Origin of the sequence: Vibrio sp. SALL6 (assembly GCF_002002385.1) — a bacterium.
Lineage (GTDB): Bacteria > Pseudomonadota > Gammaproteobacteria > Enterobacterales > Vibrionaceae > Vibrio > Vibrio parahaemolyticus.
Genome location: NZ_MQVK01000006.1, coordinates 271,569 through 284,179 on the forward strand (window position 1 = coordinate 271,569; position 12,611 = coordinate 284,179).

At 45.5% G+C, this 12,611-nt stretch carries 12 protein-coding genes; 4 read left to right on the forward strand and 8 right to left on the reverse strand.

Annotated elements, in window-relative coordinates:
- The first annotated feature begins 302 nt into the window (after positions 1-302).
- The 4 genes from speF (at position 303) to pdxY (ending at position 5,162) form a co-directional block, all read left to right on the forward strand.
- Positions 303-2,483, forward strand: a complete 2,181-nt coding sequence (speF, locus tag BIW15_RS03140; protein ID WP_011106546.1) for an ornithine decarboxylase SpeF — start codon at positions 303-305, stop codon at positions 2,481-2,483.
- 61 nt (positions 2,484-2,544) lie between these two features.
- Positions 2,545-3,855, forward strand: coding sequence for a putrescine-ornithine antiporter (gene potE, locus BIW15_RS03145; protein WP_005374814.1), 1,311 nt, complete (start codon positions 2,545-2,547; stop codon positions 3,853-3,855).
- A gap of 147 nt (positions 3,856-4,002) precedes the next feature.
- Complete coding sequence (locus BIW15_RS03150; protein ID WP_005458312.1) at positions 4,003-4,191, forward strand: AbrB/MazE/SpoVT family DNA-binding domain-containing protein; 189 nt, start codon at positions 4,003-4,005, stop codon at positions 4,189-4,191.
- A gap of 101 nt (positions 4,192-4,292) precedes the next feature.
- Entirely contained in the window at positions 4,293-5,162 is an 870-nt protein-coding gene (gene pdxY, locus BIW15_RS03155; protein ID WP_005499985.1) for a pyridoxal kinase PdxY, read from the forward strand.
- A 49-nt stretch (positions 5,163-5,211) separates the two neighbouring features.
- Here pdxY and BIW15_RS03160 read toward each other — a convergent pair whose 3' ends face one another.
- The 8 genes from BIW15_RS03160 to BIW15_RS03195 form a co-directional block, all read right to left on the reverse strand.
- Positions 5,212-5,706: a hypothetical protein gene (locus BIW15_RS03160; protein ID WP_053302374.1), complete on the reverse strand. Its 495-nt coding sequence runs from the start codon at positions 5,704-5,706 to the stop codon at positions 5,212-5,214.
- A 221-nt stretch (positions 5,707-5,927) separates the two neighbouring features.
- Positions 5,928-7,145, reverse strand: coding sequence for a serine/threonine transporter SstT (gene sstT / locus BIW15_RS03165; RefSeq protein ID WP_077280560.1), 1,218 nt, complete (start codon positions 7,143-7,145; stop codon positions 5,928-5,930).
- Positions 7,146-7,500: 355 nt separating this feature from the next.
- Complete coding sequence (gene rsgA, locus BIW15_RS03170; protein WP_077280561.1) at positions 7,501-8,577, reverse strand: ribosome small subunit-dependent GTPase A; 1,077 nt, start codon at positions 8,575-8,577, stop codon at positions 7,501-7,503.
- 313 nt (positions 8,578-8,890) lie between these two features.
- Positions 8,891-9,187, reverse strand: a complete 297-nt coding sequence (locus BIW15_RS03175) for a glucose PTS transporter subunit EIIB (protein WP_005480175.1) — start codon at positions 9,185-9,187, stop codon at positions 8,891-8,893.
- A 176-nt stretch (positions 9,188-9,363) separates the two neighbouring features.
- On the reverse strand, positions 9,364-9,825 hold the full coding sequence (locus BIW15_RS03180) for a copper chaperone PCu(A)C (RefSeq protein ID WP_025607727.1): 462 nt from the start codon (positions 9,823-9,825) through the stop codon (positions 9,364-9,366).
- Positions 9,815-10,429 (reverse strand): SCO family protein, encoded by a 615-nt coding sequence (locus tag BIW15_RS03185; protein ID WP_029810164.1) that lies wholly within the window; start codon positions 10,427-10,429, stop codon positions 9,815-9,817. Before BIW15_RS03185 ends, BIW15_RS03180 begins: the two co-directional genes overlap by 11 nt.
- A gap of 9 nt (positions 10,430-10,438) precedes the next feature.
- Entirely contained in the window at positions 10,439-10,864 is a 426-nt protein-coding gene (locus BIW15_RS03190; protein WP_031818437.1) for a hypothetical protein, read from the reverse strand.
- A gap of 246 nt (positions 10,865-11,110) precedes the next feature.
- Positions 11,111-12,028, reverse strand: coding sequence for a DUF368 domain-containing protein (locus BIW15_RS03195; protein WP_077280562.1), 918 nt, complete (start codon positions 12,026-12,028; stop codon positions 11,111-11,113).
- Positions 12,029-12,611 lie beyond the last annotated feature (583 nt).

Sequence of the window (12,611 nt, forward strand, 5' to 3'; positions counted from 1 at the left end):
AATATAGTCCTACTAATTATATAGTGATAGAAATCTCAAAAATTTATTTTCTTGATATTTTATTTCTAACAACAATGGCTGTGGTCACACAATTTTTAATTATTTTTCCTTTTAAGTCTGGTTTCAATATCATTGGGCTATCAATTGGAAAGTGATGAAGATCGCGAAATTTTAATTCGAGAAAATAAGACTTTTAAATATGAAAATTTAATCACGAAATTTGTTTTTTGAATTTTAAATATCGTTTTCGTTTGTAATATCTGTACCTGTCAATTTTAAAGAACAAAAAAGAGATATTCCAAATGAAACGTTTAATTATAGGTGTTAGTAATTACATGCCAGAAGACTTCAGTTTATTAGCTGAATCTTTAGATGAACAATTTAATCGTCATTTACAACCTTTAGAGCAAGTTGAATTAACCGACGTTGGTGCGGCTATTATTACTTCAGCAGACATTAAAGCAGGTCTGCATAAAATGATTTCTGAAACGGGTTACGGTATTCCAGTTTTCTTAGTAACGGATGAAAACCCAGTTTCGGCAGAAGATTACGTTTGGCTAACTGGCGTTATCGATTTAGAAAGACAATCTATTGAGTACTACTGTCGTCAAATCAACGAAGCAGTAACCAAGTACGAATGTCGTCTGCTTCCTCCTTTCTTCAAGCAATTAACGCACTATGTTGAGATGGGTAACTCAGCGTTTGACTGTCCGGGACACCAAGGTGGTCAGTTCTTCAAAAAACACCCAGCTGGTAAACAATTCTACGATTTCTTTGGCGAAAACCTGTTCCGTAGTGACTTGTGTAACGCGGACGTGGATTTAGGTGACTTGCTGATCCACGAAGGTTCTGCACACCAAGCGCAAGCGCACGCTGCAAAAGTATTTAACGCGGACAAAACTTACTTCGTACTCAACGGTACTTCTGCTTCAAACAAAGTGGTGTGTAACGCGCTAGTAACTGAAGGTGATTTGGTACTGTTCGACCGTAACAACCACAAATCGAACCACCACGGTGCGTTAATCCAAGCGGGTGGTATGCCAGTTTACTTAGAAACGGCGCGTAACCCTTGGGGCTTCATCGGTGGTATGGATGAGCACTGTTTCGATGAAGAATACATTCGTGCTCAAATCGCGAAAGTGGATCCAGAACGTGCACGCGATGAACGTCCTTTCCGTCTTGCTATTATCCAGCTTGGTACTTACGACGGTACTATCTACAACGCTCGTTACGTGATGGATAAGATCGGTCATCTTTGTGACTACATCCTGTTTGACTCTGCGTGGGTTGGTTATGAGCAGTTCATCCCTATGATGAAAGACTGTTCACCACTGCTGCTGGATTTGAAACCAGAAGACGCAGGTGTGATCGTGACTCAGTCTGTTCACAAACAACAAGCTGGCTTCTCTCAAACATCGCAAATCCACAAAAAAGACCGCCATATCAAAGGTCAAGCTCGTTACTGTAACCACAAACGCTTTAACAACGCGTTTATGATGCACGCATCGACTTCACCATTCTACGCACTGTTCTCTGCGCTTGATGTGAACGCGAAGATCCACGATGGCGAAGCAGGTCTGCGTTTATGGCGCGATGCGGTTAAGACTGGTATCGAAGCGCGTAAAGAAATCCTTAAGAGTTGTGAATTGATTCGTCCGTTCATTCCAGACGAAGTCGAAGGTCAACCTTGGGGCAGCTACGACACTGACGTGATCGCCACTAACAAGAAATTCTTCATGTTTGAGCCAAACGCAAGCTGGCACAAATTTGAAGGTTACGGTGAAGGTCAATACTTCGTTGACCCATGTAAATTGTTGCTAACTACTGCGGGTATTGCAGAAGACGGCAGCTACGCAGATTTCGGTATTCCTGCAACGCTATTGGCGAACTTCCTTCGTGAAAACGGCATCATCCCTGAGAAGTGTGACTTGAACTCTATCTTGTTCCTACTCACTCCTGCGGAAGATATGGGTAAGATCCGTCACCTTGTGGCTCAAATTAACCGATTCGAAAAATTCATCCGTGATGATGCGCCTCTAAGTATCGTACTTCCAAGCGTCTACGAAGCGAATAAAGAACGCTACCGTGGCTACACCATCCGTCAGCTATGTCAGGAAATGCATGACATGTACAAAGAGCTGAACGTGAAACAGCTACAAAAAGCGATGTTCCGCAGCGAGTACTTCCCACAAATGGTTCACAAACCAGACGTGGCGACACGCAAATACTTCCGTGGTGAATGCGATTACCTACCACTTAAAGAGGCCGTTGGTCGCGTAGCCGCTGAGGGTGCACTTCCTTACCCTCCAGGCATCATCTGTGTGATCACTGGTGAAATCTGGACCCCACACGTGGTGGATTACTTCCTATCTCTAGAAGAAGGCATCAACCGCTTCCCAGGCTTCGCGCCAGAAATTCAAGGTGTGTACCTTGAAGATGTTAACGGTCGCACTACCGCACATTGTTATGTCCTAAAAGATTAATCTACCCGTTCGCACCACGCTCCGGCGTCGGTGCGAACCGCTTATTCGTGGAGAATAATTTATGAGTACTGAAACTAAAAAAATGTCGGTGGTGCAGTTAACCATTCTGACATTCATCAACATGGCCGGCTCCGGTATCATCATGCTGCCAAGTAAACTGGCGCAAGTGGGCACCATTTCTGTGTTGTCTTGGCTGATCACGGCGGCGGGCTCTTTGGCGTTGGCTTACGTGTTCGCAAAATGTGGTCGCTTTAGTAAACGTGACGGCGGTATGAACGGTTACGCGTCTTATGCATTCGGTAAATCGGGTGCATTTATGGCGGGCTGGACTTACGGATTGTCGCTCCTTATTGCGAACATTGCGATCGCGATTACTTGTGTGGGTTACGGCTCCGCATTCTTTGAAGTGACCCTATCTCCGGTCGAAACCTGTTTGTACACCATCGCCATTCTTTGGATTTGTACTTTCGCTAACTTCGGTGGTGCGAAAATCACAGGTCAAATTGGTACATTCACCGTGTGGGGCGTAATCTTACCAGTGTGTTCATTGGGTATTGTTGGTTGGTTCTGGTTTAACCCAACCATGTACATTGAAGCTTGGAACCCACACAGCTTGCCATTTGGTGAAGCAGTGAGTGCTTCTATTGCGATGACGCTATGGGCATTCCTTGGTCTTGAATCAGCTTGTGCGAACTCTGAAGCGGTAGAAAACCCAGAGAAGAACGTACCAATCGCAGTACTGGGCGGTACACTAATCGCGGCTGTGGTTTACATTGTATCGACAAACATCTGTTCTGGTATCGTTGCAAACTCTGAGCTTGCTGCATCTACAGCGCCATTCTCAACCGTATGGACAGTGATGTTAGGTTCAGCTGCTGGTAAAGTGGTTGCGGGTATGGCGGTATTGGCTTGTGCGGGCTCTCTATTGGGTTGGCAATTCACTATCGCGTCAGTGTTCAAATCGTCTTCTGATGCTGGCTTCTTCCCTAAATTGTTCTCTCAAGTGGACAAACGTGGTACGCCAATCAAAGGTATGATCGCGATTACTATTATCCAATCTGTATTGTCTCTAATGACGATCTCTCCAACGCTGAACGAGCAGTTCGAAGCGCTGGTTAACCTAGCGGTAGTAACAAACGTTATTCCTTACATTCTATGTATGGGCGCAATCTTCATCATGCAGCAAGTGGCGCACGTGCCGGAGCGCGAGATGAAAACCACCAACGTTATCGCTCTGATTGGCTCTCTGTACAGTTTCTACGCGCTTTACGGCTCCGGCTACGAAGCGATGATGTGGGGCTCTATCGTAACCTTCCTAGGCTGGAGTGCTTACGGTCTGATTGCTGCGAAGCATGAGCCTTTAGCAAATTAAAAAATAATACTGAAAGAGCCTTCCCAAACGCGGTGTGGAAGGCTCTTTGTTTTTAGGCATTTACGCCAAATCCAAGTCAGCTCAATGTATTTGAGACTAGACATCCAATGACGTGAAAACTCATTTTCGACATTTGGAGGACGAAAGATGATAAGTCAACCTGTTAAAATCGGTGACGATACCGCCGTAGTCATTCCAAGCGCAATCCTGGCTCAGCTCGGGATAAGGGAAGGAGATACCCTAGAAATCGCACTGAATAAAGACAAAATGGAAATTAAGAAGATGGTGTTGAAAACCAGCACTCCAACTTACTCTGAAGATATTGAGGAGAATTGAGTTAGAGAATCTTGGTTTGTCGGATACACTACTGGTTTCGCAAAACTGGCGCTTGCCGCTGTCTTTGAACTATCGATAACAACAATAAGAGGTAAGGTACTATGCAAGGTATCCTCTCTATACAATCTCATGTTTCTTTTGGTCATGCTGGTAACAGCAGTGCCGTTTTCCCAATGCAACGCATGGGTTTCGAAGTATGGCCGATTCATACCGTTCAATTTTCTAACCACACGCAGTATCAAGAAGGTTGGACTGGGCGAGCGTTTGCGGCTGAAGACATCAGCGAGTTAGTTCGTGGTCTTGGAAACATCGGTGCATTGGAAAAATGCCAAGCGGTGTTGACCGGCTACCAAGGCAGCGCAGAGCAGTGCCTTGCTGTTGAAGATACTGTGACGAAAGTGAAACAAGCGAATCCGAACGCACTTTATGTTTGCGACCCTGTGATGGGCGCGCCAGACAAAGGCTGCATTGTGGCTCCGGGTATTGCTGAAAATCTTCTGACTCGTTTGATGCCAATGGCGGACGTGATCGTTCCGAACCAATTCGAGCTAAGTCAATTTGCTGAGATGGAAATCCACTCACTAGACGATGCGATCACCGCATGCCAACGTGCGCTAGCGAAAGGTCCAAAAGTTGTGCTAGTTAAGCACCTTTACTGCCTAGAAAATGGCAGCTTCAACATGCTACTGGCAACGCAAGAAGGCATTTACCTTGCGAAGCGTCCTCAATTTGAGTTTGCTAAACAACCTGTTGGCGTGGGCGACCTTATCTCGGCGATCTTCACTTCAGGATTGCTGAAAGGTTGGTCTCCTAAACAAGCTTTCCAACATTGTCACGACGCGTGTTACGGAGTGTTAAGCGCCACTTACCATGCAGGCGAATGGGAACTGCAAACCATCGCAGCGCAGCAAGAGTTTGTTGAACCAAGCAAACACTTCCCAATTGAAGAAGTGGAACTAGAAATGGCGTAACGCTATTTTCGAACACAAAAAAGGAGCCCGGCGGCTCCTTTTTTGATCGCTAACATTGGGACGTATCGACTTTAAAACTGTGTCCGTCTTTTCCTGCGCCTTCCAATCGGTAATAGGCGTAGCATTTGCCTTGCATCAAAGCTTCTGGCGAGTCACTAGGGCCGTAGCCGACTATCGAATAAGTGTTGTTTTCAATGAACACCAAGTTCGCCTGCTTCATTTCGTCTGAGATCGTCATGTTGTCAAAAAAGCCAAGGTGTTCGCCACATTCGCTTTGCGTTTCTGGGTAGCCGTTGTAAAACTCTTGATAGCCCACAGCCGTCAGGACACATTGGTTTGCGCCATTCTCTTGGTTGAACGCTTTCGCATTGGCGTTGAGAATGGAGACGTAGTACTGCATGTCGGCAAACAAAACTTGAATGGCAGCAGAGCGGGCGTCGGACGTGCGCTGATTCGAATGGTGGAGTGCATAAGCAGAGATTCCGCTTAGTAAAACAGCAGCGAACAACCACTCTTTCAATGAGAAACTAGACAACCATCTCATTCGTTTGCCCTTAAATTAAATCGACCATTCATACAATGGGGTGGCATTTTACGCATCGAATCTCGAAAGTTTAAGGGTAAATCCCGTGTTTCAGAAAAAACCGACAGAAAGTTTATTGGTGATCAATAAGTGACACCGAATGCATATTCTGTCGACAATAAATTATCGACAACGAAAAAGGGGAGCCAACAGGCTCCCCTTTCTATTATTCAATGTTTATCTTACTGGCTTTTTTGCTGTTCTGAACGGCAAACAGCAGCGGTAAAGATAACGTCTGTTGAACTGTTTAGCGCTGTTTCAGCAGAGTCTTGAATCACACCGATGATGAAACCAACCGCTACCACCTGCATTGCTACGTCGTTTGAGATGCCAAACAAACCACACGCTAGAGGGATAAGCAGTAGAGAACCGCCCGCAACACCAGAAGCGCCACATGCAGAAACCGCCGCGACAACACTTAGAAGTAGCGCTGTCATCAGGTCAACTTCAATACCCATTGTGTGCACTGCAGCCAGCGTTAGCGTTGTAATAGTGATTGCTGCACCAGCCATGTTGATGGTTGCACCCAGAGGGATAGATACTGAGTAAGTGTCTTCATCTAGGTCTAGCTTCTCACATAGCGCCATGTTTACTGGGATGTTCGCTGCACTTGAGCGAGTGAAGAACGCTGTTACGCCACTTTCGCGTAGACATTGGAATACCAATGGGTACGGGTTTTGTTTGGTTTTGAAGAATACGATCGCTGGGTTTACTACTAGCGCGATAATCATCATTGCGCCAAGTAGAACCGCAAGAAGGTGAGCGTAGCTTGCTAGCGCGCTGAAACCCGTTGTCGCGAAAGTTGAAGCAACCAGACCAAAGATACCAAATGGTGCAAGACGGATGATGAAGCGAACAATGTGAGAAACACTGTGGCTTAGGTCTTCAAATACCGCTTTCGTTGTTGCTGATGCGTGGTGAAGTGCAAGGCCAAGACCCACACCCCAAGCAAGAATACCGATGTAGTTCGCTTCTACTAGTGCGTTTACTGGGTTATCAACCAGTTTAAACAGCAATGTTCGTAGGATTTCTGCAATACCTTGAGGAGGCGTTGCACCTTCAGCGCCGGTTACAAGCGTTAGATGGGTCGGAAAAAGGAAGCTTAGAACCACGGCTGAAAGCGCTGCGAAGAACGTACCCATTAGGTACAAAACAACGATTGGGCGCATGTAAGTGTGTTGGTTTTTCTTTTGGTTCGCGATTGAAGCGGCAACCAAAATAAACACTAGGATCGGTGCGATGGCTTTAAGAGCGCCTACAAAAAGGCTACCAATCAGTCCAACGCTTTCAGCATGGCTTGGTGAAACTGTTGCGAGCAAAATACCAAAGACAATACCGACAAGGATCTGGAGAACGAGGTTACCGCGAGCATATCGGGCAACGAGGCTGTTGTGTTGCATACGTCATTCCTGCAATTTTATGTCAGAGCGGCAGGGCAATAGCCAAACATTACACGGCGATAATGCCCTTGATGAACAAGGAATGAGCATTGCTTCTGTGCGCTAAGAACATGATTATCAATTATCCTGTTTTTATAAATTCAGCCATTTTCTTGCTGAATATCACATATCTTAGCTTGGTAATATTTTGTGTCTAGTTTTAGTTTGTTTTTGGATTAAATGTTTGCTCGATGTTATCTAAACGAGATTTTTATGTTGAAAAATCTCGTTGGTTATGAGTAATGGTTTTTAATAAAGTTATTAAAAAGGAGACGAAAGTCTCCTTTGAATTTATTGACAACTCAAATCTAACAACTCAGTAACTTTGCTGACGTTTGCGTTTATCACTCATCACATTGCGAGTGAGTTTGCCAAATTGTCGGCTCTGAGCTCGTTGCTCTGCTAAGGTCGCACCATTAAAGGCTTGTTCTCGCAGCAGTTTTAGATAATTGTTGAAACGGCGAACTTCAAGAGAGCCACTTTCAATGGCCGCTTGAACGGCGCAACCGGGCTCAGTTTGGTGTTTACAGTCACCAAATCGACAATGCTCGGCAAGCGCTTCAACGTCAGCAAAGGCTTCGCTGACACCAGCTTCGCAATCGACGAGTTGGATTTCTCGCATTCCTGGAGTATCGATCAAAATCCCGCCCGCAGGTAATAGGTGAATCGATCGCGAGGTCGTCGTATGGCGTCCTTTGCTGTCGTCTTCACGGATATGCCCTGTCGATTGTTCTTGTTGACCAAGTAACGCGTTGACCAGCGTTGACTTACCCACCCCTGATGAACCGATAAAAGCAACGGTTTGCCCCTCATTACACCAGCTCATGAGTTTAGAAGTACTTTCTGCATCTAAGCCGTTGACCGTCTCAATGACTAGCAGAGGGTCTAGCTTCTGTACTTGGCTTTTGAGTTCATCGACGTCGTCGCACAAATCGGCTTTGGAAAGTACGATAACGGGCTCGACGTCAGCTTCGTGAACTAAGGCTAAGTAACGTTCAATACGGCTTAAGTTGAAATCGTGATTGAGTGAGCAGACGATAAACACCGTATCGACATTGGCCGCGATGAGTTGCTCTGCCACTTTGTTGCCCGCCGCTTTGCGGCTAAAGAGGCTCAAGCGATCCAGTAAGCGAACAAATTGCTGATCTTCATTTAAGATCACCCAGTCTCCGACGGTCATATTGGGCAGAGAGTGGTGGACATTAAGGTGAACTTGCCCTGCTTCTGTTGCCAATAAATAACCACTTCGGTGATGCGCGATCACGCGTGCAAAGATCGTATTGTCGTAGTCGTCTAGTGTCAGTTGTTGCTGAAAAAATGGTTTCCAACCCAATTGCTTTAATGGGTTTGAAGTAGAAATTAATGTGTCACAAAAAGTATGTGTTTGATTCATTGTTGAATTATCCCAGACGCAACAAAGCGCCTTAATACAAATCGCATTAGGGTCTAATTCGGATAGAGTTGACCCCGGTGAAGACCGGGCAGAGAAGGGGAGTTGTGGCTATGCCACAGAGTTGGTGCGGTTAGGTTTACCCTTGCGATGCCCAGTTAGTGCTATTCAATACAATCATCATGTGTCCTCTTTGTTAGTTGATACGTTGGTGAGTTCATTCTTTGGTTAATGAAACGAGGAGAGTATAGCTGCCCTTTTTATTTGTGGGTAGCAAAATCACCGCTTAGTTTGCTAGGAGAGTTGCTACGAGCGCCTAGCTTGTCATTCGTTCTTCCATGATCTGCGAATACGTGTTGGCTTTCAAACCGTATATGATTTGGATATGACGTTCATCCAACACAACAACGCCATGAGCGCCATGTTTCTTTAAAGCCTCTTTATCTACGACAGCAGTAGAGCGCAGCGTGAGTCTTAGCCGCGTTGCACACGCCCCGGTTTCCACCACGTTATCGAGGCCACCAATTGCGGCAATAATGGTGTCCACGTCTTGCTCGACATTTGGATTGGTTTGAGTCAAAAAACTGAAAACGCGTTTGAGAGCTTGAAACATAAAGAGTTATCTCGGGAACAGGGTTAGATGTGGAAACAAGGAAATAGAGTTATAGCGAAGAGGGAGGTGTGTTGTATGGGGCATAAAGCACAGATTTACATTTTTAAATAAAATCGCCATTGCGCTGCGAGAGAGCGAATAAAACAAAGGCTCCTAATGAGGAGCCTAATTCGATTTTAGTGGGCTGTATGTTTCATCCCTGCCATCACTTTTTTCACTGGCGCGTTAAAGCTCTGCTTTTGGCCGTTATCGTAAGTCACGGTTACTTCGATTTCATCCCCTTCATTGAGCGGCGTTTTCAAATCAAACAGCATGATGTGTAGGCTGCCTGGTTTTAGCTCGGTGGTCTCTTTTGCGCCTAGCGTGATGCGGTCGATTTGGCGCATTTTCATCACATCGCCGTCTTTAATGACATCGTGTAATTCGACTTTGCCTGCTGCTGGCGTTTCTGCGGCAACGATATTGATGTCGTCTTGGCTGCGGTTGGCAAAGGTTACGAAGACGGCGCTGGTGGTTGCACCCGGAGCCATAGCACGCGCATACGGTTCGTGCGCCATGACATCGAGCTTAGCCTGAGCTAAAGGGCTGAGCAGTAATGCCCCCAAAGCCAAGGTTTTAAACAGTTGATTAGTCTTCATTCGAGCCTTCCTTAGTGGTGAGTTTTGAAATTGCTTCAACAATCGGCGCAGGCGTTAGCGTGTGTGGCACTTTGGTGATCAACGTGCCGTCCGGTTTGAGGAAGTAGAAGTAAGAGCTGTGGTCAAGGGTGTACTTCAGTTCCGAACCTTCTAATTCGGTTTTACGGAAAATAACGCCGTAGCGGTGAGCAAGTGGCGTCGTGATGTCCAACGGCGCAGATAGGCCTTCAATCATAGGATGGAAGTAGTGCGCATATTTTGCGGACGCGTCCGCTTCATCACGTTCTGGATCGAGAGAGATAAACATCGGGCGCAGCTGCGCTTTTTGCTCATCGCTGATTTGATTTAGTGCACCTGCCAGCATCGCGAGCGACGTTGGGCAGACATCAGGGCAACGAGTAAAACCGAAATACACGATACGAATACGAGGGTCGTTCACATCAAAGACGTTGACTGGTTGATTGTTTTCGCCAAACAACACGCTTTGTTCTGACGAGGCTGTTTCTGAAACGTCTGCGGGTTTATCTAGGCTATCTAAATAGGTTTTCGTACCGAAACCCAGTACGAATGCGACTACGAGAAAGAGAGACCAATTGCGGCTCATAATGATTCCTTATCTTTGCATTTTGATGGCGGGATAGATGGTGGATTGTCCGTCGGTCAGTTCTCCGACCCACGTCATCGATTCTTGAGTGCAAACGGGCAACACGACTTCGCCAGAGTATTTTCCAGGTGCTATTTTCTTGAGGAGAAACTTCGGCTCACCCATTTCCATTTCTCTTCCTGAAAGGCTCAGAACCAACTGCTCTGCGTCACTTTTGTTCCATTCGACATCGAATTTAGCAGGAATAAGGGGCTGAGCGTTATCGACATTGAGTGTCATGGTGACATCTTGTTGGACACATGCCGTTGTCGAGAGCAGGCAGTACTCATCAAGTGGTTTGACTGTCGAGGAAGAAGAGAAACTCTTGAGCAGCGTCGGGGCGTAGAATCCCGCAACGAGTGCGACCGCAATGGCGGCAATTTTTAACACTTTCATTAAGGTTCAGCATTTATCACTTAACATTAACCGCATCGTAGCACATATGTGTAACTCGCCAAGGCGTCTCCTCGACAATTTGTGCGTTATACCTAAATGATTTTGAGATGAATGAGTTAACGACTCATAGTGAGTTGGACTTAGGTTGAGAGCGTGTGCCGAACTACCGAATTGTTGGATTTCTTCTACGTCCTAAAAACAAAAACGGAGCCAATGGCTCCGTTTTCTATGAATGTGCTTCGCGGTTTATTTGTCAGAGTCTGCGAACTTTTCGAGACCTAAAACCAACGCAATAGCAGCCAGCATCATGACAACCGCAATCACTAGCTGCGATGGTTGAGAGGTAATGTGTTCAAATTCAGTTGGAGACAAGTTGTGTTGTAGTAACGGTACTTGTTCGCCTTTCGAGTTCGTACGCCATGTTAGGGTTTCTTTCCAAGGCCAGATTTTAGGTAGTGTACCGATCATCAAACCAGTTAAGAACATCAGCGTGAAGTCGCGGAACTTGCGCAGTAACCACGAGAGCAGATGAGAGAAAGAAAGTAGGCCGATCACGCAGCCCGATAAAAATAGCGCCAACGTATCCACTTGGAAGCCTTTTACGGCCGCAAGTACCGGAGTATACATACCGATCAGTAGCAGGATGAAGCTGCCTGAGATACCAGGGAGGATCATCGCACAAATTGCTATCGCACCTGCAATCAGCGTATTAATAGCGGTAGGTTCAAGATGCAGTGGTTTCAGCACCGTAATGCTATACGCAAAGCCGACGCCCAGTAGAAGAGTCACGAAACGAATCGCATCGCGTTTCTCTACCTGACGGAGGATGTGATACACAGAGACCAAAATGAGGCCGAAGAAGAACGACCAAATAGGGATCGGATGAGTGTCTAGCAGCCATGTGATCAACTTCGCTAAGGTTGCAATGCTCGACAAGATGCCAGCAAACAGAGCAATAAGGAAAAAGCCGTTAATATGATTGAATGCGGCTTTAAAACCGTCTTTTCGCCAGATAGAGAAAAGAGACGGGTTAATACGACGAATGCTTTCAAGCAGTGTATCGTAAATGCCAGTTATGAATGCGATAGTACCGCCCGACACGCCAGGGACAACGTCGGCTGCACCCATGGCTATTCCTTTGAAGAAAGTAATTAGATAGTTCATTTCTTTAGTGCTAAGTCATGTAGTTGGCACAGAGTATACAAAGATTGTTGCGAAAAAAGTATGAAATAGTGTCGTAGTTAATATTTGAGTGGTTGCTTATGAATCAATCCCAGGAAAAGGCGAGAACAGCGAACTTTCAACTCGTTAACATTTTATTTTCATTTACATTTTGACTAACTCAATTGTTAATAAATTACCTAAATTGCATTTTGAAATTGCATAATGCAATTAGGTTTTGTTTTTTGCAAAAATTTATATAGGAAATATCAGTTTATATGAGATCTTGTGCCCAAAAATAAAGCTTTGAAAATTGGCATGATTAATGCATAATACTTCTCGACCCTTCTTAAGCCGAGGGTCACCTAGCCAACTGACGTTGTTAGTGAATATAGATTGTTCACAATAAATATGAGCCAATCGCGATTATTGCGGTTGGCTATTTTTTTGCCTGTCGTATATGAACAACGTTACTTACGTGCTTTGCAAATTGCACTTCTCCCACTGGCGGCTTATAAAAAAGGGCTGACGCATAACGCCAACCCATTGTTGTTTTCAACTAAAATCCCATTTCTTTACTAAGGTT